The sequence below is a fragment of the Streptomyces sp. NPDC050842 genome (assembly GCF_044456565.1).
GTDB lineage: Bacteria > Actinomycetota > Actinomycetes > Streptomycetales > Streptomycetaceae > Streptomyces.
The window spans coordinates 26,571-50,830 of record NZ_JBITGA010000006.1; the positions used below are offsets into that span (position 1 = coordinate 26,571).

The 24,260-nt window shown below is 72.9% G+C and carries 24 protein-coding genes; 11 read left to right on the forward strand and 13 right to left on the reverse strand.

Annotation, left to right across the window (positions count from 1 at the left end; genetic code table 11):
• The first annotated feature begins 117 nt into the window (after positions 1-117).
• Both rocD and ACIBG6_RS20785 read left to right on the forward strand, forming a co-directional pair.
• Positions 118-1,323, forward strand: coding sequence for an ornithine--oxo-acid transaminase (rocD, locus tag ACIBG6_RS20780; protein ID WP_399224063.1), 1,206 nt, complete (start codon positions 118-120; stop codon positions 1,321-1,323).
• A 102-nt stretch (positions 1,324-1,425) separates the two neighbouring features.
• Positions 1,426-2,121 (forward strand): polysaccharide deacetylase family protein, encoded by a 696-nt coding sequence (locus tag ACIBG6_RS20785; protein WP_399224064.1) that lies wholly within the window; start codon positions 1,426-1,428, stop codon positions 2,119-2,121.
• A gap of 12 nt (positions 2,122-2,133) precedes the next feature.
• Here the strand turns inward: ACIBG6_RS20785 and ACIBG6_RS20790 are convergent, their stop codons facing one another.
• A complete protein-coding gene (locus ACIBG6_RS20790) occupies positions 2,134-3,318 on the reverse strand; it encodes a glutathionylspermidine synthase family protein (RefSeq protein ID WP_399224065.1) in 1,185 nt (394 codons plus the stop codon).
• A 14-nt stretch (positions 3,319-3,332) separates the two neighbouring features.
• Positions 3,333-3,635, reverse strand: a complete 303-nt coding sequence (locus tag ACIBG6_RS20795) for a hypothetical protein (protein ID WP_024755284.1) — start codon at positions 3,633-3,635, stop codon at positions 3,333-3,335.
• Positions 3,636-3,726: 91 nt separating this feature from the next.
• On the opposite strand from ACIBG6_RS20795, the gene ACIBG6_RS20800 reads away from it, so the two are divergent.
• Positions 3,727-4,695 (forward strand): hypothetical protein, encoded by a 969-nt coding sequence (locus ACIBG6_RS20800; protein WP_399224066.1) that lies wholly within the window; start codon positions 3,727-3,729, stop codon positions 4,693-4,695.
• Positions 4,696-4,707: 12 nt separating this feature from the next.
• Here the strand turns inward: ACIBG6_RS20800 and ACIBG6_RS20805 are convergent, their stop codons facing one another.
• Positions 4,708-6,141, reverse strand: a complete 1,434-nt coding sequence (locus ACIBG6_RS20805) for a PLP-dependent aminotransferase family protein (RefSeq protein WP_399224067.1) — start codon at positions 6,139-6,141, stop codon at positions 4,708-4,710.
• A 47-nt stretch (positions 6,142-6,188) separates the two neighbouring features.
• Between ACIBG6_RS20805 and ACIBG6_RS20810 the strand changes: the two genes are divergently transcribed.
• The gene (locus tag ACIBG6_RS20810) at positions 6,189-6,695 is read left to right on the forward strand and encodes a carboxymuconolactone decarboxylase family protein (protein WP_399224068.1); all 507 of its coding nucleotides are present in this window, start codon (positions 6,189-6,191) and stop codon (positions 6,693-6,695) included.
• Positions 6,692-7,453: an isocitrate lyase/phosphoenolpyruvate mutase family protein gene (locus ACIBG6_RS20815; RefSeq protein ID WP_399224069.1), complete on the forward strand. Its 762-nt coding sequence runs from the start codon at positions 6,692-6,694 to the stop codon at positions 7,451-7,453. Before ACIBG6_RS20810 ends, ACIBG6_RS20815 begins: the two co-directional genes overlap by 4 nt.
• Positions 7,454-7,569: 116 nt before the next feature.
• On the opposite strand, the gene ACIBG6_RS20820 is transcribed toward ACIBG6_RS20815, so the two are convergent.
• The 7 genes from ACIBG6_RS20820 to ACIBG6_RS20850 form a co-directional block, all read right to left on the reverse strand.
• Positions 7,570-8,529 carry a serine/arginine repetitive matrix protein 2 gene (locus ACIBG6_RS20820; RefSeq protein ID WP_399224070.1) on the reverse strand — a complete coding sequence of 320 codons (960 nt, stop codon included), beginning with the start codon at positions 8,527-8,529 and terminating at the stop codon, positions 7,570-7,572.
• A gap of 1 nt (position 8,530) precedes the next feature.
• Positions 8,531-8,911, reverse strand: a complete 381-nt coding sequence (locus ACIBG6_RS20825) for a hypothetical protein (protein WP_399224071.1) — start codon at positions 8,909-8,911, stop codon at positions 8,531-8,533.
• Positions 8,904-10,697: a hypothetical protein gene (locus ACIBG6_RS20830; RefSeq protein WP_399224072.1), complete on the reverse strand. Its 1,794-nt coding sequence runs from the start codon at positions 10,695-10,697 to the stop codon at positions 8,904-8,906. Before ACIBG6_RS20830 ends, ACIBG6_RS20825 begins: the two co-directional genes overlap by 8 nt.
• Positions 10,698-10,906: 209 nt before the next feature.
• Positions 10,907-11,896, reverse strand: a complete 990-nt coding sequence (locus ACIBG6_RS20835; RefSeq protein ID WP_399224073.1) for a malate dehydrogenase — start codon at positions 11,894-11,896, stop codon at positions 10,907-10,909.
• Between the two features lie 214 nt (positions 11,897-12,110).
• The gene (locus ACIBG6_RS20840; RefSeq protein WP_399224074.1) at positions 12,111-13,085 is read right to left on the reverse strand and encodes a DUF2690 domain-containing protein; all 975 of its coding nucleotides are present in this window, start codon (positions 13,083-13,085) and stop codon (positions 12,111-12,113) included.
• Positions 13,086-13,321: 236 nt separating this feature from the next.
• Entirely contained in the window at positions 13,322-13,777 is a 456-nt protein-coding gene (locus ACIBG6_RS20845; protein WP_399224075.1) for a DUF3017 domain-containing protein, read from the reverse strand.
• Position 13,778: 1 nt separating this feature from the next.
• Positions 13,779-14,639 carry a bifunctional methylenetetrahydrofolate dehydrogenase/methenyltetrahydrofolate cyclohydrolase gene (locus ACIBG6_RS20850; protein ID WP_329621621.1) on the reverse strand — a complete coding sequence of 287 codons (861 nt, stop codon included), beginning with the start codon at positions 14,637-14,639 and terminating at the stop codon, positions 13,779-13,781.
• 249 nt (positions 14,640-14,888) lie between these two features.
• Here ACIBG6_RS20850 and ACIBG6_RS20855 point away from each other — a divergent pair, with 249 nt between their 5' ends.
• Positions 14,889-15,617: an RDD family protein gene (locus ACIBG6_RS20855; RefSeq protein WP_399224076.1), complete on the forward strand. Its 729-nt coding sequence runs from the start codon at positions 14,889-14,891 to the stop codon at positions 15,615-15,617.
• A gap of 104 nt (positions 15,618-15,721) precedes the next feature.
• Here the strand turns inward: ACIBG6_RS20855 and ACIBG6_RS20860 are convergent, their stop codons facing one another.
• Complete coding sequence (locus ACIBG6_RS20860; protein ID WP_399224077.1) at positions 15,722-17,158, reverse strand: DUF2079 domain-containing protein; 1,437 nt, start codon at positions 17,156-17,158, stop codon at positions 15,722-15,724.
• A 154-nt stretch (positions 17,159-17,312) separates the two neighbouring features.
• Here ACIBG6_RS20860 and ACIBG6_RS20865 point away from each other — a divergent pair, with 154 nt between their 5' ends.
• The 5 genes from ACIBG6_RS20865 to ACIBG6_RS20885 all read left to right on the forward strand — a co-directional run bounded on the left by ACIBG6_RS20865 (position 17,313) and on the right by ACIBG6_RS20885 (position 21,961).
• Positions 17,313-18,107 (forward strand): FHA domain-containing protein, encoded by a 795-nt coding sequence (locus ACIBG6_RS20865; protein WP_399224078.1) that lies wholly within the window; start codon positions 17,313-17,315, stop codon positions 18,105-18,107.
• The gene (locus ACIBG6_RS20870) at positions 18,104-19,471 is read left to right on the forward strand and encodes a protein kinase (protein ID WP_399224079.1); all 1,368 of its coding nucleotides are present in this window, start codon (positions 18,104-18,106) and stop codon (positions 19,469-19,471) included. The genes ACIBG6_RS20865 and ACIBG6_RS20870 overlap by 4 nt, the downstream gene beginning before the upstream one ends.
• A gap of 74 nt (positions 19,472-19,545) precedes the next feature.
• Positions 19,546-20,439 carry a peptidoglycan DD-metalloendopeptidase family protein gene (locus ACIBG6_RS20875; RefSeq protein ID WP_399224080.1) on the forward strand — a complete coding sequence of 298 codons (894 nt, stop codon included), beginning with the start codon at positions 19,546-19,548 and terminating at the stop codon, positions 20,437-20,439.
• A 97-nt stretch (positions 20,440-20,536) separates the two neighbouring features.
• Positions 20,537-21,439 (forward strand): hypothetical protein, encoded by a 903-nt coding sequence (locus ACIBG6_RS20880; protein ID WP_399224081.1) that lies wholly within the window; start codon positions 20,537-20,539, stop codon positions 21,437-21,439.
• Between the two features lie 60 nt (positions 21,440-21,499).
• Positions 21,500-21,961: a hypothetical protein gene (locus ACIBG6_RS20885; RefSeq protein ID WP_399224082.1), complete on the forward strand. Its 462-nt coding sequence runs from the start codon at positions 21,500-21,502 to the stop codon at positions 21,959-21,961.
• A gap of 72 nt (positions 21,962-22,033) precedes the next feature.
• Here the strand turns inward: ACIBG6_RS20885 and purH are convergent, their stop codons facing one another.
• A complete protein-coding gene (gene purH / locus ACIBG6_RS20890; RefSeq protein WP_399224083.1) occupies positions 22,034-23,596 on the reverse strand; it encodes a bifunctional phosphoribosylaminoimidazolecarboxamide formyltransferase/IMP cyclohydrolase in 1,563 nt (520 codons plus the stop codon).
• On the reverse strand, positions 23,593-24,207 hold the full coding sequence (gene purN, locus ACIBG6_RS20895) for a phosphoribosylglycinamide formyltransferase (RefSeq protein ID WP_399224084.1): 615 nt from the start codon (positions 24,205-24,207) through the stop codon (positions 23,593-23,595). The genes purH and purN overlap by 4 nt, the downstream gene beginning before the upstream one ends.
• Between the last annotated feature and the right edge of the window lie 53 nt (positions 24,208-24,260).

The following is a 24,260-nucleotide window of genomic DNA, read 5'->3' on the forward strand; positions in this document are numbered from 1 at the left end:
CGCTTCCGGAGCGGTGGGCGCGCCGTCGCCGAGGTTTCCGCTTCGGGCGGGCGAGCGACGATAAGAAGGGGAGCCCCAACCTCTGAGCTCCCGGGCCGCAGGACGAACGGAGACCCCGTGTCGAGGACGCAAGACGCGATCGCTTCCGCGGAGGCGCACAGCGCCCACAACTACCACCCCCTGCCGGTCGTCGTCGCCTCGGCGGACGGCGCCTGGCTGACCGATATCGAGGGGCATCGTTATCTCGACATGCTCGCCGGCTACTCGGCGCTCAACTTCGGGCACGGCAACCGGCGGCTGATCGATGCCGCGAAGGCGCAGCTGGAGCGGGTGACGCTGACGTCGCGCGCCTTCCACCACGACCGCTTCGCCGAGTTCTGTACGCAGCTCGCGGCGCTGTGCGGCAAGGAGGCGGTGCTGCCGATGAACACGGGGGCGGAGGCGGTCGAGACGGCCGTGAAGACCGCCCGGAAGTGGGGGTACGAGGTGAAGGGCGTGCCGGACGGGCACGCGAAGATCGTGGTCGCGGGGAACAACTTCCACGGCCGGACGACGACGATCGTCAGCTTCTCCACGGACCACGAGGCGCGGGACCACTTCGGCCCGTACACGCCGGGGTTCGAGATCGTGCCGTACGGGGACCTGACGGCCCTGGAGGCGGCGGTCACCGAGAACACGGTGGCGGTGCTGCTGGAACCGATCCAGGGCGAGGCGGGGGTGCTGGTGCCGCCGGCCGGTTATCTGCCGGGGGTGCGGGAGCTGACGCGCCGGCGGAACGTGCTGTTCATGGCGGACGAGATCCAGACGGGTCTGGGCCGGACGGGGAAGACGTTCGCGTGCGAGCACGAGGGCGTGGTGCCGGACGTGTACATCCTGGGGAAGGCGCTGGGCGGCGGTGTCGTGCCAGTGTCGGCGGTGGTCGCCGACCGGTCGGTGCTGGGGGTGTTCCGACCGGGCGAGCACGGGTCGACGTTCGGCGGGAATCCGCTGGCCTGCGCGGTGGCCCTCGAGGTGATCGCGATGCTGCGGACGGGCGAGTTCCAGGAGCGGGCGACGGAGCTGGGCGAGCACCTCCACGCCGAGCTGGGGCTGCTCGTGGGCGGCGGGGCGGTGGAGGCGGTGCGCGGGCGCGGCCTGTGGGCGGGGGTGGACATCGCGCCGTCGCACGGCACGGGCCGGGAGATCTCGGAGAAGCTGATGGAGCGGGGGGTCCTGGTGAAGGACACGCACGGGTCGACGATCCGGATCGCGCCGCCCCTGGTCATCTCGAAGGAGGATCTGGACTGGGGTCTTGAGCAGTTGAGGGGCGTACTGGCGGACTGACGAGGTCCGTTTCGGGAAGGGGCGGAGGCGCGCCCGTACCGGTCTCACGCGGGGCAACTCGGGCCATTGACACGACAGTTGGTCTAGGCCAATGATGCCGCCATGCCGAGACTCCGTCTGCGTCACGCCGTGCGTGCCGCGCTCGCCGCCCTCGTCCCCCTCGCGCTCCTCGGCGCCTCCACGGGACCCGCGCACTCCGCCCCCGGGGCGGCCTGGCCCGAGCCCGTCCCGGTGGTCTCGCACGTCGACACCACCGACCCGGTCGTCTTCATCACCATCGACGACGGCTGGTACCACGACCCCGCGGCGGCGAAGCTGCTGCTCGACCGCCGGGTGCCCGCCTCGCTCTTCCTGCTGCCGGGCGCCTACTCGTACGACTCCGGCTACTTCCACACCCTGCTGAACCAGGGCCGCTCCCGCGTCGAGAACCACACCGTCGACCACCCGGACCTGACCACGCTCGACGCCGCCGGCCAGAAGGCGGAGGTGTGCGGGGCACGCGACCAGCACCTGGCCCAATTCGGCGACGGCCCGCGGCTGCTGCGCCCGCCGTACGGCACGTACGACGCGACCACCCGGACCACCGCGCGCGCCTGCGGGGCGAAGGCCGTGGTGACGTGGACGTACGACCTCACGACCTGGGGCGGGTGGACCCCGCCGACGCCGACCCTCAAGGCCGGCGACATCATCCTGCTCCACTTCAACGAGACCCTGGAGCAGGACCTGACGCGGGCCCTGGACCTGGCCGAGGCGGCCGGCCTCAAGCCCGCGCCGCTCAGGGAGTACGTCCCCGAGTAGGGCCGGGGCGTCCTACAGGATCACGTGCGGGAGGAAGCGGGCGTACTCGTCGGTGACGAGGCCCGCCGACTCCCGGATCCCGAGCCCCGCCGCCTCGTTCTCGACGACCCACGCGCCGAGCACCACCTTGTTGCCGTCGAAGTCGGCCAGCGGGGCCAGTTCCTGGTAGCAGCAGGCCTCCCCGTCCCGTACGAAGGGCTCCGTACCGGCTTCGTGCAGGGTGACGCCCGCGCCCTCGCGGCCGAGCAGCGGCTTGGCGACCCACCCCGTGGTCGTGGCGAGCTCGCGCGGCCCGTCGAGGTAGGCGGGGAGCAGGTTCGGGTGACCCGGATTCAGCTCCCACAGGATCGCGAGCAGCGCCTTGTTGGAGAGGAGCATCTTCCAGGCGGGTTCGATCCAGCAGGTGGTGCCGGTCCCGCCGCCGTTGTCGAGGGTGTCGAGGACGTGCTTCCCGAAGCGGTCGGTGGTCAGCCACTCCCAGGGGTAGAGCTTGAAGCAGCTGCGGATGAAGCGGAGCCGGTCGTCGACGAAGCGGCGCGAGAGCCGGTCCCAGCCGATCCGCTCGACGGAGAGCGCCTCCGTGTCCAGCCCGGCCTGCTGCGCGGTCTCGCGCAGATACGCGACCGTCATCAGGTCCTCGCCGAGCTCGTCGCCGTCCGAGTGGACGAAGTGGACGGGGCCGGGCGGCAGCAGGGGCGCCTGGCGCTTCCAGGCGTCGACGAGCCGCTCGTGGAGGGAGTTCCACTGGTCGGCGCCGGGGAACCGTTCCTCCATCCAGAACCACTGCGGGCTGGCGGCCTCCACCAGCGAGGTGGGGGTGTCGGCGTTGTACTCCAGCATCTTGGCCGGGCCCGTACCGTCGTAGCGCAGGTCGAACCGCCCGTAGAGGGAGGGGAGCTCGTCGCGGCGCCGCCAGGACTCGGCGACCAGGGACGCGAGCTTCGGGTCGGTGATCCCGAGCTCGGCGAACCGGTCCCGCTCGACGATGTGCGCGGCGGCGGCCAGGCACATCGCGTGCAGCTCCTCGACGACCTCCTCCAGGGCCTCGACCTCGGGCAGCGTGAACGAGTAGTACGCGCTCTCGTCCCAGTACGGACGCAGCGAACCGTCCGGGTAGCGGGTCAGGGGGTAGACGACCCCCTGCTCCTCCACGATCGCCTGCCAGTCGGGCCGGGGCTCGATGGTGTGCCGCTTCATGTGCCGGGCCCTCCTCAGCCGCCGCCGGAGCCCGAGCAGCCGAAACCGCCGGTGTCGACGGCCGCCTTGCTGAAGCTGCCGCCGCTCACCTTGCCGCTCCGGACGGAACCGCCGTAGTAGTACGAGCCCCGCGTCGTGGTGCCGTTGCTGTCGTCATCGTCATCGCCGCCACCGCTCTCGCACCGGTAGCTGGGCAGCTCCTCCCGGGTCAGCGGGTCCACACACCGCTGGTCCGGCTCCGAGCCGCACGCGGTGATCGTCGCCGCGAGCACACCCATCCCGCCGAGCACCACCGTGCTCGACCTCAGCCTCCGCATGTCCCTGGCCCTCCCCTTCGCAGTCGCGACCGCACAGTGTAGGCCGGTCAATTCCAGCCGCAGCGCCTAGAGTCATTTCGTGCTACTCGGGATGATTTGTGCGCTCGCTGCGTCGGTCTGCTTCGGCGCGGCCTCGGTTCTCCAGGCGATGGCGACCCGCGCCGTGACACCGGGGACCGGCGGCGGAGTCGACCTCGCGCTGATGGGGCGGGCGCTGCGGCAGTGGCGGTACCTCGCCGGCCTCAGCGCGGACGGCATCGGTTTCGCCCTGCAGATCGTGGCACTGCGGACCCTGCCCATCTACGTGGTCGGCGCGGCCCTCGCCGCGAGCCTGGCGGTCACGGCGGTCATCGCCTCCCGGGTGCTGCGGGCGCGGCTCAGCCGGGTGGAGTGGACCGCGGTGGGCGTGGTCTGCGCGGGGCTCGCGCTGCTGGGCCTCGCCTCCGGGACGGAAGGCCACCAGGACGGCCCCGAGTGGCTGCCCTGGGCGCTGCTCGCGAGCGCCTTCGGGGTGCTGCTGCTCGGCGTCGTGGGCGGGCGGCTGCCGGCGAAGCCCCGCGCCCTCGTCCTCGGCCTCGGGGCGGGCTTCGGCTTCGGGGTGGTGGAGGTGGCGGTCCGGCTGATCGACGGCATCGATTTCGCCGATCCGGTCTGGTACGCGCTCCTGGTGGGCGGCGGGGCCGCGTTCATGCTGCTGGCCTCGGCGCTCCAGCGCGGCTCGGTGACCACGGCGACGGCGGGCGCGGTGCTCGGCGAGACCATCGGCCCCGCGATCATCGGGGTGGTCTGGCTCGGCGACACCACCCGGGAGGGCCTCGGCTGGCTCGCGGTCACCGGCTTCGCGATCGCGGTGGCGGGCTCCCTGACCCTGGCCCGCTTCGGCGAACCACCGGAGGTGGACGCGAGCGGGCGGACGGTGGAGACGGGGGCGGGGGCGGCGGCGAGGGCGGGCTCCGGCCAGAGCACCGGCCGGGGCTCCGGATCCGGCCCGGGCCCCGGGCCCGGCCCCGGGCCCGGGCCCGGGCAAGACTCCGCCGAGAAACCCCCGGGCACCTTCTAGGCGCCCCCTGTTCTAGGCGCCCCCCGGCGCCTGGGGCAGTACCCGGCACAGGGCCTGGAGCGCGCCCTGCCAGCCGCTGTCCGGGGGTGTGGCGTAGCCGACGACGAGACCGTCCAGGGCCGGCTCCACGCCCGGCCGGCGGAACTGGTTCACCCCCTGCACGGCGAGACCGTGCCAGGCGGCGGCCCGCAGGACGTCCTGCTCGGTGCCGGGCGGCAGGGCGAGGACCGCGTGGAGGCCGGCGGCGATCCCGCTGACCCGCGTCGGCGGCGAGTGCGCGGCCACCGCCTCCACCAGCTGGTCCCGGCGCCGCCGGTACCGCAGCCGCATGGCCCGTACGTGCCGGTCGTACGCCCCCGAGCCGAGGAACTCGGCGAACGCCAGCTGGTCCGGAGCGCTCGACGCCCAGTCCACGGCCCCCTTCGCGGCGACCACCTCGCCCACCAGGCCCTCCGGCACCACCATCCACGCCAGCCGCAGCCCGGGCGCCAGGGACTTGCTCGCGGTCCCCAGATAGACGACCCGCTCGGGATCCAGACCCTGGAGCGCGCCCACCGGCTGCCGGTCGTAGCGGAACTCGCCGTCGTAGTCGTCCTCCAGGACGAAGCCTCCCGAGGCGCGCGCCCAGTCGACGACGGCCGCCCGCCGGTCCGGCGGCAGGGCACCGCCCAGCGGGAACTGGTGCGCCGCCGTCAGGAGGACACCCCCGGCGCCCGTCAGCTCCTCGACGCGCGTGCCGCGTGCGTCGAAGGGCAGGACCGGGGTCCCGAGCCCGGCCCGGACGAGGAGGTCGGCGTGGACGCCGAGCCCGTACGACTCCACCGCCACGTCCCGCACCCCCCGGCCGCGCAGCACCTCGCCGATCAGCATCAGCCCGTGCACGAACCCCGCGCAGATCACGATCCGTTCGGGCCGGGCGTGCACGCCCCGCGCGCGGGCGAGGTACTCCGCGAGCGCGGTGCGCAGTTCGATCCGGCCGCGCGGGTCGCCGTAGCCGAAGGCCTCGTTCGGGGCGGCGGTCAGCGCCCGCCGGTACGCCGTGAGCCAGTCGGCGCGCGGGAAGGAGGCGAGGTCGGGTGTGCCGGCCTTGAGGTTGTGCGCCGGGGCGGAGAGCCGGGCCCGTACCGCCGTCGTGGGCGTGGCGGACGTGGCAGGGGCGGGGGGCGCGGCCCTGCGGGGCGCGGCCCGGCGGGCGACACGCGTGCCCGAGCCCTGCCGGGCCGTCAGCCAGCCCTCGGCGACCAGCTCGGCGTAGGCGTCGGCGACGGTGTTGCGGGCCATGCCCAGGTCGGCGGCGAGCGAACGGGAGGACGGCAGCCGTGTGCCCGCCTCCAGGCGCCCGCTGCGGACCGCCTCCCGGAGCGCGTCCATGAGTCCGGCGCGCAGCCGCGGACCGCGCAGCTCCAGATGGAGGTCGGCGCCGAAAGTGGCCCACTCGTTTGCCATGGAAATGGACCATACTCCTGCGCCATCCTGCTCGTACGGTGAGAAGCATGACGACCACCACGACGACGAACCGGACGACCCCGTACGCGCACGAGCACGCGCCCCGCCTCGCCCTGGCCGAGCGGGTCCCCGAGTTCTACCGGGCGATGATCCGGCTGGAGACGGCGGCCGCGAAGGACGTCGACCCGACCCTCTACCACCTGATCAAGATCCGCGCCTCGCAGGTCAACCACTGCGCGTTCTGCATCGACATGCACACCAAGGACGCGCTGGCGGAGGGCGAGACCGTCGAGCGGATCGTGCAGCTCTCCGCCTGGGAGGAGTCCCGGCACTTCTACACCGAGCGGGAGCTCGCGGCCCTCGCCCTGACCGAGGCCGTCACCGTCCTCACCGACGGCTTCGTCCCCGACGAGGTGTACGCGCAGGCGGCCGCGCACTTCGACGAGACCGAGCTCGCCCGGGTCATCGCCGCGATCGTCACGATCAACGCCTGGAACCGGATCGGCGTGACGACCAGGCTGACGCCCGGCCACTACACCCCCCGCAGCGCGTGAGCCGGGGACCGAAGGCCGACGTCCTGCGCGCCCTGCACCGGGGCCGGGCGGCCGGCGATCCGCTGGTGCTGCCCGGCCCGTGGGACGCCGTGAGCGCCCGCGCCTTCGAGGAGGCCGGTTTCCCCGCTCTCGCGACGCCGAGCGCCGGGATCGCCGCCGCCCTCGGGTACGAGGACGGGGAGACGCCGGCGGCGGAGATGTTCGCCGCAGTGGCGCGGATCGCCCGCGCCGTCTCCGTACCCGTCACCGCCGACCTGGAGGGCGGCTACGGGCTGCCGGCGGCCGAACTGGTGGAACGCGTACGGGAGTCCGGCGCGGTCGGGGTGAACCTGGAGGACGGCGACCGGGGCGGCGGGCTCAAGGACCCGGACGCCCATGCCGCGTGGCTGGCGGAGGTCCGGGCGGCCGCGGGACCCGGGCTCTTCGTCAACGCGCGCGTGGACGTGTACATCCGGAAGGCGGCCGACGGGACGGCGGTGCGGGACGCCGCGGTGTCCCGCGCCCGGCTCTACGCCGAGGCGGGCGCGGACTGCGTCTACCCGATCGCGGCCCCGCCCGCCGACCTCCCGGCCCTGCGCGCCGCGCTCGGCGACCTCCCCCTCAACGCCCTGTCCGTCCCCGGCGGCCTGTCCTTCGCCGAGCTCGGCCTGCTGGGCGCGACCCGCGTCACGTTCGGCGACGGCCTGCTCCTGCGCGCCACGGCCGACCTCACGGCCCTGGCGGCGAGGCTCCGGAGCGGTGCCGTGACCACGGGCTGAACACAGGACCGTCGGACCGAGCGCGGCACCGTCTGACTGAGCGCGGCGCCGCCTGACGGAGCGCGGCACCGTCGGACCGAGCGCGGCACCCGTCCGTGGGAACGGCGCCGTCGCCGTCAGTACGCGCCCGGGCGGAAGAACTGCAGGGCCACGCGCAGGACCTCGCGCTGCTTCGGCCAGTCGGCCTCCGGGCCCGCGGCGAGGATGGCGTAGTGGTTGCCGTCCGCCGCCGTGAAGGCGCGGTCGACGACCTTGCGGCGGCCGCCGTCGCGGTCGTACGCGTACACCAGCTCGGCGGAGTCGGCCGGGGCGCCCGGTTCGCCGGTGACCCGGTCGAGGCCGATCTCCACGTAGCCCGGCTTGTTGGCCTCGCCGTCGTCGGAGGCGCCGCGCAGGGCCTCGTACGGCGTCATGCCGGGCTCGGTGACGACGAAGACCTGGAGGAGGCTCTTCCCGTCCGGCGCGTTGTAGAAGACGCCCTCCTTGTCGGACTCGGTGCGGTGCCAGCCCTCGGGGACGGCGATCGTGAAGCCCTTGAGGTCCTTCTGCACCTTGTAGGTGGGCGGGGGGACGTCGTCGGCGGGAGAGGTGGTGGCGGAGTCGGAGGGCGTGGGCGAGTCCGACGGGGAGTCGGTCTCGTACGGGGTCTCCGTGTCCGTCGAGTCGTCCGTCGGGTCGTCCGAGGACGTCGACTCCAGCGGCGCCGAGACGGAGGCCGCCGGGCCCCCCGCCCCCGGGGCGTTCCCGTCCTCGCCCCGGCCCCAGAGCAGCCACGAACCCACCGAACCCGCCGCCAGGACGGCGACGGCCACGCCTGCCGCGACCGCCCCGCGCGCCGCCCGCGGCCGCCCGGCCGGGCCCGGTGCGGTGACGTACTGCCACTCCCCCGTCTCCGGTACGTACTCGGGGGCGTACGAGGGCGGGGGAGGCGGCGGGGGCGCGACGGGACCGGAAACGGGAGCAGGACCGGGAGCGGGACCGGGAGCGGGAGCGGGCGTCGGTGACGGGCCGGGGGCCGGAACGCCGCCCCCGACCGTCTCCCAGCTCTGCGTCTCGTCGTTCCAGCGGGCGCTCATCTCACCCTCCGAGCAGGGCGCCGACGGCCTGCCCGACGGCCACGCCCGAGGCGAGGATCCCGCTCACCGCGCCCGCGTCCACGAGCGCCCGGCGCAGCCGGGTCAGGCGGCCCGTACCGGCGTGTCCCGTGCCCTCGATCTCGTCCTCGGCGTCGGAGAGCTCTTCGTCCAGGGCGGCGGTCTGCTCGGAGGCGACGACCCCGCCGAGGTCGGCCCGGAGCCTGCGGATGGCCTGGAGGAGCTCCTCCTGCCGCGGATCGCGGGCCGGCTGCGCCCCGTTCACCGCGGTGGTGACGGTGTTGTTGTCGCCGATGGTGACGTTCCCACTGGTGTTGGTGACGTGAATGCCGCCGCGGGCCCTGTCGTTGCCGCTGTCAGCCACGGTCGCCTCCGGTCGTCGAGGTGGTGAAGGTCTTGTTGGTGACGGTGTTGTGGTTGCCCAGGGTGACGTTGCCCTTGGTGTTCTCGATGAACGTGCCGCCCTCGGCGACGTGGATGATCTTCTGCTCGAACTCGGCGGTCTCGTAACCGGCTTCGCGCAGCGCGACGGTCACGCCGTTCGCGACCCGGTCCTGAATGCTCTTCAGGTAGCGGCTGACGTCCATCTCCTGGAAGAGGGAGGCCTCGTCGTCGGAGCCGCGCTCGCGGACCGAGAGCCAGGGCCCCTCGGGCAGCGCGTTGGCGTGGCCCGCCGTGAGAAGCCGCCAGCCGTGGCCGAGCGCCCGCCAGAGGGTGACGACGGCCTGCCCGCCGGAGCGCGGGATCCGGCCGAGCGCCCAGACGGCCTTCCCGAAGTGGTGGTTGTGCCGGTAGCGGTGGGCGATCCGGTCGGCGTCCCGGTAGAGCCGCTTCACCGGCCGCAGGACGTGCGGGGCGACCTCCAGCATCAGCATGCCGCCCTGCGTGTGGACGCGGACGAAGACGGTGGCGACGATCTCCTCGCCCCAGCCGCCGACCCGGACGCGGAGGAAGTGACGGCGGGTCTCGCCGCCCTCCTCGATGGCGCCCGAGCGGTGCAGCTCGAAGCCCTCAGGGGTGTACGGGGCGGCGGTACGGGCCGGCAGTCCGTCGACGGGCAGGAAGACGACCTCGTCGATCTCCAGCTCGCGCAGCCGGTCGCGCACGGCGGCCTGGATCTGCGGCGAGCCGTGCGGCGAAGGCACGCGGAGCGCCTCCACGAGCGGGACGACGTGCCGCATGATCGCGCTGTTGTCGAGCGGCTCGGGCGCCTTGCCGTCGAGGCTCTTGCGGGGGCGCAGCTCGATGGAGAGCGACCAGGGCTCGTACGGGGCGCCGGCGCCGCAGAACGGGTCGTCGGAGCCGTACATGACGAGGCGCGCGTGCTGCTCGACGCGGATCCGGTCGCGCAGGCGGCGGGAGCGGACGCCCTCGGCCTGCTCGGCCGGGTCGGAACGGAGGTCGGGGAAGCGCTCCTTGGAGAGCTCCTGGGTGAGCGCGCGGGCGAACTGGCCGTGCTGGGTCGCCACCGCCCAGGCCACGAGCAGCGGCACGGCGATGGTGATCCACACCTCCAGCGGGCCGATGCCGAACATCCCCTCGGCGGCGACGCCGAGCGCGAACCCGAGGAACTCGCCCGCCTCGGAGACGTCGCCGAGGAGCTCCCAGCCGGTCTCGTCGTCGCCGAAGGCGAGGAAGAGCAGAAGGAGCGCCGACTGGACGAACGTGATCCGCCCGTACCAGCGCAGGACGAAGGCGGGGACGGTGCGGTAGAGGGGCGCGGCGTCGGACCGGCCGCGGACCCAGCGGGCGAGGCCGAGCACGAGGAACGGGGCGATCAGGAGGACGATCAGACCCTTGGTGAGCGGGATCGCGATGATCCAGAGGGCGAGGATGCCGACGGCCCAGGCGAGTTCTATGCGGCGGGCGCGCAGCGCGTGCGCGAGGACGCGGCTCGCGTCGAAGCCGAGGGAGGGCGCGGCGAAACGCTCCTCGTGGACGTACAGCTGGTCGATGACGGCGTCCCGGAAGCCGTCGTCGAGGTAGGTGCCGGCGCAGAGCAGGCGGGTCGACTCGCTCGCGGAGGGTAAGCGGCGCGGATCGACGGCGGGCGGTGTGGTGGGTGGCGTACCCGGCGGCGTACTGGGTGGCTGGCCGGGTGGCTGACCGGGTGGCTGACCGGGCTGCTGGGGTACGAACGATTGCGCCAAGACTCCCCCGATTACTGCGGAACTGTCCGTGTCGGCGGTCCACTTGGACGGGACCGGTGGGACAGCATAGGGGAGGCGGGGACTCCGTGTCGGCGCGGAAGTCGGCGCGGAAACGGCGCGAAAAGACGGCGCCCCCGGGCCGTACGGTCGGTCGTACGGTCCGGGGGCGCCGGGTGTGCGGGGGCCGGGTCAGGCCCTCGGGTCGCGGCTCAGATGAGGCCGAGCTCGCGGACCGCTTCGCGCTCCTCCGACAGCTCCTGCACGGAGGCGTCGATGCGGGCGCGGGAGAAGTCGTTGATCTCCAGGCCCTGGACGATCTCGTACTTTCCGTCGGTGCAGGTGACGGGGAAGGAGGAGATGAGGCCCTCCGGGACGCCGTACGAACCGTCCGACGGGATGCCCATGGAGGCCCAGTCGCCCGCGGCGGTGCCGTTGACCCACGTGTGGACGTGGTCGATGGCGGCGTTCGCGGCGGAGGCGGCGGAGGACGCGCCACGGGCCTCGATGATCGCGGCGCCGCGCTTGGCGACGGTCGGGATGAAGGTGTCGGCCAGCCACGCCTCGTCGGCGACGACCTCGGCGGCGTTCTTGCCGGCGATCTCCGCGTGGAAGATGTCCGGGTACTGGGTCGCCGAGTGGTTGCCCCAGATGGTGAGGCGCTTGATGTCCTCGACGGAGGCGCCGGTCTTCTGGGCCAGCTGCGTGAGCGCGCGGTTGTGGTCCAGGCGGGTCATCGCGGTGAAGCGCTCGGCCGGCACGTCCGGGGCGGCGGCCTGGGCGATCAGGGCATTGGTGTTGGCCGGGTTGCCGACGACGAGGACCTTGATGTCGTCCGCGGCGTGGTCGTTGATGGCCTTGCCCTGCGGCTTGAAGATGCCACCGTTGGCGGCGAGCAGGTCACCGCGCTCCATGCCCTTGGTACGCGGGCGGGCGCCGACGAGCAGCGCGACGTTGGCACCCTCGAAGCCCTTGTTCGGCTCGTCGAAGATGTCGATGCCCTTGAGCAGCGGGAACGCGCAGTCGTCGAGCTCCATGGCGGTGCCCTCGGCGGCCTTCACGCCCTGCGGGATCTCGAGGAGGCGCAGCTTGACCGGCACGTCCGCGCCGAGCAGGTGGCCCGAGGCGATGCGGAAGAGCAGCGCGTAGCCGATCTGGCCGGCCGCGCCGGTGACGGTGACATTCACGGGAGTGCGGGTCATGGCGATCTCCGTAAGACAGCTGGCGGTGGGGGTCCCTGCCCCGGGTTTCCGGACGTCTCCTCGTGATCGACGATCGACGATCGATCAGTGCGATCGATCGGTGTCTCGACGTGAAGAGATTTCCAGCGGTCAGGCTATCGGACCCGGGGGCCCCCGGACCCCCACCCCGTTGTGGTCCGGCTCACTGCCACCCGTCCGAGACCGCGAGGGTCCGTCAGTTCGTGGTGCAGGCCTCGCTTCCGTCCGCGAGCGTGGCGCAGGCCGTCGCGTCCGCGCCGGAGGCGACGGCGAGCATCGGGGTGTACGCGTCGGTGTCGGCGCCCGCGCTCACCTCGGCGCGCCGGGTGGCCCCCGCGGCCTTCACCGTGACGGTGTCCCCCGGTACGGCTCCGGTGATCCGGGCCCAGGCCGCCGCGCAGGTCTCGCTGTGCCGGACCTCGAGCTGGGCGGTGCCGACGCGGGTGCGGGCGACGGTGGTGGCGAGGGGGCCGCCGCAGCCCATGGCCTCCGGGTCGCGGCCCGTGCAGCCGGGACCCGCGCACTTCACGCCGGCGGGGAGGCTGACGCTGGGCGCGGCCGTCGGGGCGGTCGGCGAGGGCGGGGTCGCGGCCCGGTCGTCGGTGCCGTCGCCCGTACCGCCCAGGTCGACGAGGAGGAGGGCGGCGGTGACGACGAGCAGGGCGCCGAGGATCCCGGCGGCGTAGAGGAGGGGCGTCCGGCGGGGTCGAGGTCGGGACGTGGCCGGGGCCGGAGCCGGGGATGCGGGCGCGGCGGCGGAGGCGGGGACCTGGGGGACCTGCCCGAGGCGCCGGATCTGCATGGTTCGGTCGTCGCCAGGGCTGTCGGCATTGGCGTCTGCGTCGCCCGGGTCGCCGGCACCGTCGAGACCGTCGGGGCGATCGGGGCGATCCGGACGGCCGCTCCGCGACCACCCCCGTTCGGCGCGTTCCCACTCCGCCGCCAGGTCCCCGGGGTCGGTTCCGGTCACTTCGGCGAGCGCCGCGACCGCGTTCCTCGGGACGGGCCGGCGCGCGCCCAGATAGGCGTCCCACGTGCTCCGGTCGTGTCCGGTGCGCTCGGCCACGGCGGTGACGCCGAGGCCGCTGCGGTCGACCAGCCGGCGGAGCCTCTCGACGAACGCGCGGACGTCCGGGTCGAGTTCGTCCGACAGCGCCTTCCAGCCAGGCATGTACGCCCCCCTTGTCCGCGGCCTCCCCTGCGTTCTCGAAGGATGGCAGCTCCGAGGGCGATCCGCGCCCCGGATGCGGAGGCCAGGTGGCGGAATGGTCACTTCCGTGACACAGCGAGCGGCCGGAACTTGAACCACATTGGCACGTACATGACTCTTGATCGCAGCGGCGCCCGCCCTCCCACGGGGGAGAGGGCGGGCGCCGTACGCAGCCTGTCGTCCCTTACGTCACCGCTCTACGTCACGGTGAGATGGAGGACGTCCTCCAGGAACGGGATCCGCAGCCAGGGCCGCGGCTGCACCATGAGCGCGAGCAGCACGATCAGGCCGCCCATGACCCCGTACGTGATCATGTCCGTGAAGCGGGACCGCACGGCCAGCATGCCCACGGACGGCACCACCCGGCGCATCACGGCGCCGAGGAGCAGGGCCGCGCCGACGAGCATCGTGCCCACCCGGAAGGCATGCGGAAACGGGTCCGTACCGACCACGACGAGGCCGATGCCGGCCAGGACGAGAACGGTGAGCAGGGGCCACTGACGCGCGGGCGCCGAGGCGTCGCCGGCCGCCGCCCGGCCGCCGCCCTCGGGCCGCGCGGTGTCGGTGGTCAGACCGAACCGGCGCCGCCTGGCCCCCTTGGCGGCCTCGCTCTCGGCGGCACCGCCCCCGAAGGCCCCACCCTCGGAGGCCATGTCAGAGCGCCGCGGCCGCGCGCTCGGCGGCCTCGACGACGTTCACGAGGAGCTGTGCGCGGGTCATCGGGCCGACACCGCCCGGGTTCGGGGAGATCCAGCCGGCCACCTCGGCGACACCGGGGTCCACGTCGCCGAGGATCTTGCCCTCGCCGTTGCGCGAGACGCCGACGTCGAGGACGGCCGCGCCCGGCTTCACGTCCTCCGGCTTGATCAGGTGCGGCACGCCGGCCGCCGCCACGATGATGTCGGCGTTGCGCAGGTGCGCCGACAGGTCCCGGGTGCCGGTGTGGCACTGGGTCACGGTCGCGTTCTCGGAGCGGCGGGTGAGGATGAGCGGCATCGGGCGGCCGATGGTGACGCCGCGGCCGACGACCACGACCTCCGCGCCGTTGATCTCCACGCCGTGCGCGCGGAGCAGCGTGATGACGCCGTTCGGCGTGCAGGGCAGCGGGGCGGGCTCGTTGAGGACGAGCCGGCCGAGGTTGGTCGGGTGCAGGCCGTCCGCGTCCTTGGCCGGGTCCATCAGCTCCAGGATGCGGTTCTCGTCGATGCCCTTCGGCAGCGGGAGCTGGACGATGTAACCGGTGCAGGACGGGTCCTCGTTGAGCTCGCGTACGACCGCCTCGATCTCCTCCTGCGTGGCGGTGGCCGGAAGCTGTCGCTGGATGGAGGCGATGCCGACCTGGGCACAGTCGCGGTGCTTGCCCGCGACGTACTTCTGGCTGGCCGGGTCGTCGCCGACGAGGACGGTGCCCAGGCCAGGCGTGATGCCCTGGTCCTTGAGGGCCGCCACACGGACGGTCAGTTCGGTCTTGATCGCGGCTGCGGTGGCCTTGCCATCGAGAATCTGGGCACTCATGGAGACATCCTCCCGGATGACCCCCGCCTTGTTCCAATTCGCTCCTGCCGGACGGCTCGCCATACGGGACGACAGATTGCACTTGCACAACTCCGAGGCGTATCGACTGGACAAGAACTCGACGTTGCTACGACGATGACCTGCGCAACACCGCGGAAAGTGCCGGGGGGAAATCCGCTCATATGTCGTGAAAGTCCTCCGCGCGGCCGCGTCGTCCCCGCACAGAAACATTCTCGGAGGAACCCCGCGATGAGCTTCGGCGATCCGAACAACCCCTACGGCCAGCCTCAGGGGCAGCCCCAGGGCCAGCCCCAGCAGCCCGGCTACGGCTACCCGCAGCAGGCCCCTCAGGGCGTGCCGCAGCAGGGGTACGGCTACCCCCAGCAGCAGCCGGGCGCGTACCCGTCGGCGCCGGGCACGATCCAGGCCAACAACGGCTACATCAACCTGCACGGTCTCGGGACCGTCCAGGTCGGCTCGATGGGTCTGCGGTTCGCCGCGCGCCTGATCGACGCCGTGGCCATCGGCGCCCTCGTCTGGATCCTGTCGTTCCTCGGCGCGGCGGGCATGGTCGGCGCGGCCGAGACCGTCGACGACTGCACGAGCATCGACCCGCTGACCCCGGCGTACCAGGACTGCGTGAACGAGCAGGCCGCCGCCGTCGGTGGCATCCTCGCCGCCTTCTTCGGCTTCCTGTTCCTGCTGTTCATCGCCACGATGCTCTACGAGTGGCTGATGATCTCCTTCGTCGGCGCCACCCTCGGCAAGATGGCCGTGGGCCTCCGCGTCGTCAAGGAATCCACGGGCAGCAAGCCGGGCCTCGGCGGCGGCTTCATCCGCTGGATCATCCCGATGGCCGGCGCGCTCGTCTGCGGTATCGGCCAGCTCCTCGTCTACCTGTCGCCGTTCTTCGACAGCACCGGCAAGACGCAGGGCTGGCACGACCGTGCCGCCGGCACGGTCGTCATCAAGAAGTAACGCTTGCGGCGGGCTCCCCCGCTGCTCCGAGGGCCGTCCGGCACACCGCCGGGCGGCCCTCGCCCGTTCCCCCGCCAGGGCGCCCGGGGGAGCGAGCCCGGGGCTCACACCCGCTTGAGCACAGCGAACCCGTCCGACCGGTACGTGATCTCGTACCGCGCCTCCGGATGCAGTTGCGAAGCCAGCTGCGTCGGGTCCGAGATCTGCTGTGACCAGCCGCGCAGGTCGAAGGCGAGGTAGTCCGGGGTGGCGCCCTTCGAGGTGCCGACCCAGTAGACCCGGTGGTCCGCCGTGAGGTGGGCGAGGAGCGAGACGTCCGCCTCCACGCTCGCGCCCTCCGGCACCGCGGCCACGGCCGCGCGCGCCTGCTCGGCCCGGGTGTCCGTGCGGTACGTCTCCGACTTCAGCAGCTCCCGCAGCGGCAGGTTCATGGCGAGCACGAGCGCGACCGCCGTCGCGACGGGGACGACGACCTTCCCGTACGCGGCGAGCCAGGCGCGCGGCGAGGTGCGCACCGACCGGGCCGCGTCCACGAGGGCCAGGAAGAGCACCGGCATGAGGATGGCGCTGTAGTGCCAGTGCAGGCCCCAGTGGTTGGGGTCCTGGGACACGAAGCGCCAGCCCAGGGTCGGCAGGACGAGCAGGACCAGCGGGGAACGCAGGGCGAGGAAGCCCGTGACGGCGAGCAGGAAGAGCACCATCTCCCAGCGTTCGCCGGAGACGAGGGCGTCACCGATGACCTGCCCGATGGAGGTCTCCGCGCCCTCGCCCGTCTTCTCGATCTTGGACCAGTAGTCGTACTCGCCGACCCGGCTCGCCGCCGGGATCAGGACGAGGACCGTGAGGGCGAAGGCCGCCACGCCGAACCCGGCCAGGGCGGCGCCCAGCTTCTTCCGGCCCTTCACGAAGAGCACCACGCCGACCATGGCGACGGTGAGCCCCATGTCCTCCTTGACGAGGACGAGCGGGGCGGACCAGGCGACGGCCGCCGTCCAGCGCCCGAGGAGCAGGGCCCGGCAGGTCAGGGCGAGCATCGGGACGGCGAAGGCGATCTCGTGGAAGTCGGACTTGACGGCCTCCTGGAGCCCCCAGGAGAGCCCGTACGCGACGGCGAGTCCGATGCCGGCGGCGCGGCTGCCGAGGACCTGCTGGGTGGTGCGGCCGACGACGACGGCGGAGGCGGCGAAGAGCGCGGCCTGCCCGAGGAGCAGGGCGGCGGGCGAGGGCCAGATCCAGTACAGGGGCGCGAGCAGTGCGGTGACCGGGCTGAAATGGTCGCCGAGTATGTGGAAGCCGGGGCCCTTGATGTCGACGACGGGGGCCCGGAACTCGGCGTACGCCCTGACGGACTGTCCGAAGATCCCGAGGTCCCAGGAAGGGGTGCGGAAGTGCGCGTACTGCACCCAGGAGTAAAGGAAGTACAGGCCGCAGAGGACGACCGCGAGGATCACATAGGGCCTCAGCGGTGCCGGGGAGAGGCCGTCCGACGACGCGTCCGCGTCGGTGGTATCCGCAGCGGGCCTGTTCAGTACGTCCAACACCACGTCCCCCACAACCGGCGGCCGACAAAAGAGCAACCCATTAGACCAGAGTCCACCCGATCGGCCGATCCGTAAGCGGTACGTGACGTTCTGCATTCGTTTATCGCCGCTTCCTAGCCTGACCGCGCAGGCAGACCTCGGGAAAGGAAGCGTCATGTACAGCATCATCGTGGTGCCCGCACCCGCCGCCGGCCCCGGGAGCCAGGTCAGGCTGGCACCCGGCGAGAGGCTCCACTTCGGCCGCGCCACCCCGCAGACGGCCGGCGCACCGCGCCACCACCTGGACATCCCCCACCCCGGGGTGTCCCGCACCGCCGGCGAGATCGGCGCCACGGCGAGCTACTGGACGCTCAGCAACTTCAGCGCGGCCTCGACCTACGTCGTCGAGAACCCGGAGGGCGCCGGGGAGCACATCAAGATCGCGCCGGGGCGGGTCGACGCCCCCGTACCGTTCGAGTTCTCCCGGGTCGTCCTGCCCGCGGGCGGCGACCTGCTCGACTTCAGCGTCTGGGCTCCCCGCCACGACTACGTGGAGCGCGCGTACTCCGCCTCCGCCGAGGAGGGCGAGCCGACCGCGCTCGCCTTCCCCCTCGACCGATCCAAGCGGTACTTCCTCGTCCTCGCCGCGCTCTGCGAGTCGCGGCTGCGCGGCGCCCCGCACGCGCCGCTGCCGACGGTCGACCGGATCGTGGAGCGGCTGCGACCGCTGTGGCCCGCGGTGAACCGCGCCTCGGTGCAGTGGAACATCGACTACCTGGCCGTGAAGTTACGGCTCAAGCCGGGCCCGGACACGGCGGACGCGGGTCCGCGCCTCAACGGCAAGAAGGAGTCCCTGGTCTCGCTCGCGCTCCGCTTCGACCTCGTCCGCGAGGACGACCTGACGACGCTGACGTCCCCGACGACCCCGACGACGCTGACAGCCCCGACGCCCCTGCCGGAGGCACGGTGAACTGCTTCCCGCTGACCGTGCCGACCGGGTACGAGGTCGGCGACTGGACCGTCGAGCGCCCGCTGGGCGCCGGCGCGTTCGGCAGCGTGTACGCGGCACGCCGCACGGGCGACCCCCGGCCCGGACGGGGTGATCTCCCCGCCCGGGCCGCGCTCAAGTTCCTGCCGACCGGCACCCACACCCCGCGCCAGCTGCGCCACCTGCGCGACCTCGCCGACCGCGAGGTCGACCTGCTGAGCCGGCTGCGCTCACCGCGCCTGATCCGGCTGTACGAGACCCTGACGGTCGACGACCCGGCACACCCGGAGCTCGACGGCGCCACCGTCCTCGTACTGGAGGAGGCGGAGCGCCCGCTCCAGTCGCTGCTCACGAACACGGCGGCGCCGCCGCCGTCCGGCCCCGCGCTGCTCGTCCAGATCTGCGAGGGCCTGCACCAGCTGCACACGGCGGGCTGGGTGCACGGCGACCTCAAGCCGGGGAACGTCCTGCTGATGAAGGACGGCAGCGTCCGGCTCGGCGACTTCAGCACGGCGAGCGAGCTGGAGGGCAGCCACGCCTACGCCGCCGGCTTCGCCACGCCCGACTACACACCGCCCGAGCTGCTCTGGTCGGAGGTCGGCGACCGGGGCACGCGGATCCGTCCCAGCGCCGACGTCTGGGCCTTCGGCGTCCTGGCCCACACCGTCCTGACCGGCTCCTCCCCGCTCCCCGGCGGCACGCCGACCGCCCGCCGGGACGCCGCCCTCCGCTACGCGCGCGGCGAGGAGGAGCTCCGGCTCTCCCCCGAGCTCCCGACCGTGTGGCGGGAGATCGTCACCGACTGTCTGAGCCGCACCCACGAGGAGCGGGCCGCCCACGACGCGACGTCCGTCCTGCGCCGGGTCCGGGAGGCGGCGGCGGGCCGGATGCCGCGCCGCCGGCGCCGCGGACGACGACGTCTCGTGCCGCTCCTCGCCGCCGCCCTGGCCGGTCTGACGGCGGCGGGCCTCGGTCTGAACGCCCTGCTCGACCGGCAGGACGGGGAGAACGTCGCCGCCGGGTACGAGCGGTGCGCGCCGGGATACGTCTGCTTCTTCTCCGAAGCGGGCGGCCGGGGCGAGATGTGCGACTGGGAGAACGACGACCCCGAGTGGTTCGACGGCGACACGGTCTGCGCGTGGGCACGGAAGGAGGGCCCCCGCTCGGTGTTCAACAACGGCGCCGCCGACCCGAAGGGCTTCGTCCACGTCGCGTTGTTCGCGGCGAAGGACCTGAAGGACGACCTGGGCTGCGTACGGCAGGGCGCGCGCCGCGACCTCGCCCTGCCCCGGCCGATCGCCTCGCACACCTGGTCCACGAGCTGCGAGGCGGCCGCGACCCTCTGATCTCCGAGTGCGGGCGGAGCGCCGGACTTCGGGACGGTGGGACGGCCATCCGATCGCGAGAAGGGAACACGAACGTGTCCTACGCACGACCGCGCGCCGCACTCCTGGCGTTCCTGACGGCCCTGGGCCTCACCCTCGGACTCGGGGCCACCTCGGCCGGAGCCGCCACCGAGGCGGTGACCGCCGCCCCGCCCGCCGGCAAGCCGGCCTTCCAGCTGCCCTTCGCCTGCGGCACGAAGTGGCAGCTCGACACCTGGGGCCATGACCCGGCGCTCGACATCGTCAAGGAGGGCAACCCCGGCTCCGACGGCCTGCCCGTCTACGCCTCCGCCCCGGGCACGGTCTCGGCCGCGTACGGGAACAGCGGCTCCGGCAACACCCTCCAGATCAGTCACGGCAACGGCTGGTTCACGGCGTACTACCACCTCCAGGAGGCGCCGGACGCGTACGTGAAGGTCGGCGGCCAGGTCACCGGCGCCACCCAGATCGGCCGCGTGGGCAAGTCCGGCGCGGCCGGCGACTGGGCCCACCTCCACTACGAACAGCGCTACCTGGCCTCCGGCACGTTCACGGACGAGACCCACCGCAGGCCCGTCCACTTCGGCGGCGTCGAGTACAGCGGGGCCGGGCGCCAGTGGGCGAGCGTCACGAGCGGCAACTGCGCACAGCCGCAGACCGCCCCGTACCAGCCGTGGAACTGCCCCAACGGCTCCGTCTGCTTCTACTCCGAGACGGGCGGCCGGGGCACGGTCTGCAAGACCGACAGGAACGTGCCGGCGAGCACCTGCGGCCTGCGCACGTCCTTCTTCAACAACGGCAACCCGGAGGCCGGCAGCGACCACGTGTACGTCTCCTTCGCGGAGGGCGGCACGTCGTGCCTGCACCACGGCTGGGCGGACGGCCGGGGCGACTTCGCCGCCGGCGGCCGGACGATCAGGTCCGTGACCTGGGGCGGCGAGTGCTCCTGAGCCTTCCCTAGGAGTTACGAGGTACCCCGGTGCCCGACCGGGCGCCAAGGTGTGACTGCGCCGCGAAGGGGCGGCGCAGCCACAGGGGGGACCTGCGATGAGGCACTTGCCCGTGCGTGTCCGCGCGGCCGTCGCCGTGACGGCGGTGACGGCGGCGGTGGCGGTGGCGGTGGCGGTGGCGGCCGGCTGCTCGACACCGGCGGCCGCGCCCCGGCCGGAGCGCGAGCTGACGCCGACCGAGCGGCTGCGGATCTCGGACGCCAACGAGGTGCTGGTCAAGCAGTGCATGAACCGGGCCGGCTTCTCGTACTGGACGGGCCCCAGGCCCAGCCTGGAGGAGAGCCGCGCGTCCGGTTACGTCAGCGACGACGTGGAGTGGGCGCGGAAGCACGGCTACGGCAGCCGGATCGCGGCCGCGGCCGACCGCTACCGGCGGACGAACCCCAACGGCGCGTACCGCGAGGGCCTCTCCGCCGAGCGCCGTAAGGCCTACGACGAGACGCTGGACGGCGGCGGCCGGGCACGGATCCTCACCGCGAAGGTCCCCGGCGGCTCCGCCTCCGTCCGCAAACGGCTCGGCGGCTGCTCGGAGGAGGCCGAGCGGGAGCTGTACGGGGACCCGGGCACCTGGTTCCGGGCCGACAAGGCCGTCACCAACCTCCAGCCCCTGTACGTCCCCGAGATCCTGCGGGACGAGCGGTTCACGACCGCCCTCGCGGGCTGGGCGGCCTGCATGAAGCGGTCCGGCTTCGCCCACCCCGACCCCGCGGCGGCGCGGGACGCGGCGGCCCGGTCGGGGGACTTCACGAGCGAGACGCGTACCGCGGTCGCCGAGGCCCGCTGCGCCCGCGAGACCTCGCTGGCCACTGTGGCCCGCGAGCGCCAGACGCACTACCTGAACGCCCTGCGCGACGAGTACGGCGAGGAACTGGACGCCCATCGCCGGCTCCAGCACAGGGCCTACGAGCGGGCTGCCGGGATCACCGGCGCCCGGGTCTGACCGACCCGCCCTCACCAGTCACACCCACACCCACACCCACACCCACCGAAGGAGCCAATCATGCGCAAGTTCGGCATGTCCGTCGCCGCCCTCGGCCTCGCCGTCGCGGGCCTGATCGCCCCCGCCACCGCGGCCCAGGCATCGGGCACGGGCACCACGGCCAACCACTGCAACGACATCTGGCCGGGCCGGAACGGCAAGGTGTACGCGTACGACAGCACCTACTGCTACACCTACCTCGGCAGCACCCCGGGCGACGACCTGGACTGGAACGCCTCGGGCGGCGGTTTCGAGAACGACGGGGACAAGGCGTCGTCCGTCATGAACGCCGGCTACACGGGTGGCGAGGACAAGGTCAAGTTCTACTACCTGGCGAACCGCGGCGGTGGCTACAACTGTCTCGCGCCGAACGAGTTCTTCGTCGACAACCTGTCCCGGAACACCTTCAGCAACGGAATCAACATGAACAACAACATCCGCGGGCACGAGTGGGTGTCCGGCTGCGACCGCTGGATGAGCTGACCCGAACGACGGAGGGCCCCGCCGGTACGCACCACGTACCAGCGGGGCCCTCCGTCCGCTTCCGCGCGAGGATCAGTGGAAGAAGTGACGCGTACCGGTGAAGTACATCGTCACGCCCGCCTTCTTCGCCGCCTCGACGACCAGCTCGTCACGGACCGAGCCGCCGGGCTGCACGACCGCCTTCACACCGGCGGCCGTCAGGATCTCCAGGCCGTCGGGGAAGGGGAAGAAGGCGTCCGACGCGGCGTACGCACCGCGCGCCCGCTCCTCGCCCGCCCGCTCGACGGCCAGCTTCGCGGAGTCGACGCGGTTGACCTGGCCCATGCCGACGCCGACCGAGGCGCCGTCCTTGGAGAGCAGGATCGCGTTGGACTTGACCGCGCGGCAGGCCTTCCAGGCGAAGGAGAGCTCGGCGAGCTCCTCGGCCGACAGCGCCTCGCCGGTCGCCAGGGTCCAGTTCGCCGGGTCGTCGCCGTCGGCCTGGAGGCGGTCGGTGACCTGGAGCAGCGCGCCGCCGTCGATCGGCTTGACCTCGACCGGGTTGGCCGGGGCGCCGTCGGCGCGGAGGACGCGGATGTTCTTCTTCTTGGCCAGGACCTCGACCGCGCCGTCCTCGTAGCCGGGGGCCACGATGACCTCGGTGAAGATCTCGGCGACCTGCTCGGCCATCGCGACCGAGACCGGGCGGTTGACGGCGATGACGCCGCCGAACGCGGACAGCGGGTCACAGGCGTGCGCCTTGCGGTGGGCCTCGGCGACGTCCGCGCCGATCGCGATGCCGCACGGGTTGGCGTGCTTGATGATCGCGACGCAGGGCTCGGCGTGGTCGTACGCGGCCCGGCGCGCGGCGTCGGTGTCCGTGAAGTTGTTGTACGACATCTCCTTGCCGTGCAGCTGCTCCGCCTCGGCGAGGCCGCCCGTGCCGTCGACGTAGAGCGCGGCGCCCTGGTGCGGGTTCTCGCCGTAGCGCAGCACGTTGGAGCGCTCGTACGTGTGGCCGAGGAAGTCGGGGAAGCCCGACTCGTCGGCGGCGGCGTAGTCCGCGGCGAACCAGGAGGCGACGGCCACGTCGTACGCGGCGGTGTGCTGGAAGGCCTGGGAGGCGAACCGCTTGCGCAGGCCCAGGTTGGAGCCGCCCTCCTTGACCGCCAGGAGGACCGCGTCGTACGCGCCCGGGTCGGTGACGACCAGCACCGACGGGTGGTTCTTGGCGGCGGCGCGGACCATCGACGGGCCGCCGATGTCGATCTGCTCGACGCACTCGTCGGGGGTGGCGCCGGAGGCGACGGTCTCCTTGAACGGGTACAGGTTCACGACGACCAGGTCGAAGGGCTCGACACCCAGCTCGGCGAGCTGGTTGCGGTGGTCCTCCAGGCGCAGGTCGGCGAGGATGCCGGCGTGCACGCGCGGGTGCAGCGTCTTGACGCGGCCGTCCAGGCACTCGGGGAAGCCGGTCAGCTCCTCGACCTTGGTGACCGGGATGCCGGCGGCGGCGATCTTCGCGGCGGTGGAACCGGTGGAGACGAGGGCGACACCCGCCTCGTGCAGGCCGCGGGCCAGCTTCTCCAGGCCGGTCTTGTCGTAGACGCTGACGAGTGCGCGGCGGATGGGGCGCGTCGTACCTTCGGCGGTCACGGGATTGTTACCTTTCGTCCCTCAATGCGGTAGCCGTGCCGGGCCAGACGCCCCACGACCTCGACGAGCAGCGAGCGCTCGACTTCCTTGATGCGCTCATGGAGCGCGGTTTCATCGTCCTCGTCCCGGACCTCGACGACGCCCTGGGCGATGATCGGGCCGGTGTCGACGCCGTCGTCGACGAAGTGGACGGTGCACCCGGTGACCTTCGCGCCGTAGGCGAGGGCGTCACGCACCCCGTGGGCACCGGGAAAACTGGGCAGCAGCGCCGGGTGGGTGTTGACGACCCGGCCGCCGAAGCGGGCGAGGAACTCCTTGCCGACGATCTTCATGAACCCGGCCGAGACGACGAGGTCCGGCTCGTGGGCCGCGGTCGCCGCGGTCAGGGCGCGGTCCCACTCCTCGCGGGTCGCGTGGTCCTTGACGCGGCAGACGTAGGTCGGCAGCCCGGCGCGCTCGGCGCGCTCCAGACCGACGATGCCGTCGCGGTCCGCGCCGACGGCGACGATCTCCGCCCCGTACCCGTCGGGGTCGGCGGCGATGGCGTCGAGGAGGGCCTGCAGATTGGTACCGGACCCGGAGACCAGGACGACGAGGCGGGCGGCAGCCACTGGGTCACTCTTTCCGTGGTGTTTGTACGGTCGTACGAACGAATCGTGTCGCT

Excerpts from the sequence above, each read along its gene's own strand:
- ACIBG6_RS20785 (WP_399224064.1), top strand. The coding sequence starts at position 1,426 with ATGCCGAGACTCCGTCTGCGTCACGCCGTGCGTGCCGCGCTCGCCGCC.
- ACIBG6_RS20800 (WP_399224066.1), top strand. The coding sequence starts at position 3,727 with ATGATTTGTGCGCTCGCTGCGTCGGTCTGCTTCGGCGCGGCCTCGGTT.
- ACIBG6_RS20810 (WP_399224068.1), top strand. The coding sequence starts at position 6,189 with ATGACGACCACCACGACGACGAACCGGACGACCCCGTACGCGCACGAG.
- ACIBG6_RS20845 (WP_399224075.1), bottom strand. The coding sequence starts at position 13,777 with ATGGCCTCCGAGGGTGGGGCCTTCGGGGGCGGTGCCGCCGAGAGCGAG.
- ACIBG6_RS20885 (WP_399224082.1), top strand. The coding sequence starts at position 21,500 with ATGCGCAAGTTCGGCATGTCCGTCGCCGCCCTCGGCCTCGCCGTCGCG.
- ACIBG6_RS20840 (WP_399224074.1), bottom strand. The coding sequence starts at position 13,085 with ATGCCTGGCTGGAAGGCGCTGTCGGACGAACTCGACCCGGACGTCCGC.
- ACIBG6_RS20820 (WP_399224070.1), bottom strand. The coding sequence starts at position 8,529 with ATGAGCGCCCGCTGGAACGACGAGACGCAGAGCTGGGAGACGGTCGGG.
- ACIBG6_RS20855 (WP_399224076.1), top strand. The coding sequence starts at position 14,889 with ATGAGCTTCGGCGATCCGAACAACCCCTACGGCCAGCCTCAGGGGCAG.
- ACIBG6_RS20850 (WP_329621621.1), bottom strand. The coding sequence starts at position 14,639 with ATGAGTGCCCAGATTCTCGATGGCAAGGCCACCGCAGCCGCGATCAAG.
- ACIBG6_RS20790 (WP_399224065.1), bottom strand. The coding sequence starts at position 3,318 with ATGAAGCGGCACACCATCGAGCCCCGGCCCGACTGGCAGGCGATCGTG.
- ACIBG6_RS20835 (WP_399224073.1), bottom strand. The coding sequence starts at position 11,896 with ATGACCCGCACTCCCGTGAATGTCACCGTCACCGGCGCGGCCGGCCAG.
- ACIBG6_RS20865 (WP_399224078.1), top strand. The coding sequence starts at position 17,313 with ATGTACAGCATCATCGTGGTGCCCGCACCCGCCGCCGGCCCCGGGAGC.
- ACIBG6_RS20880 (WP_399224081.1), top strand. The coding sequence starts at position 20,537 with ATGAGGCACTTGCCCGTGCGTGTCCGCGCGGCCGTCGCCGTGACGGCG.
- ACIBG6_RS20795 (WP_024755284.1), bottom strand. The coding sequence starts at position 3,635 with ATGCGGAGGCTGAGGTCGAGCACGGTGGTGCTCGGCGGGATGGGTGTG.
- ACIBG6_RS20805 (WP_399224067.1), bottom strand. The coding sequence starts at position 6,141 with ATGGCAAACGAGTGGGCCACTTTCGGCGCCGACCTCCATCTGGAGCTG.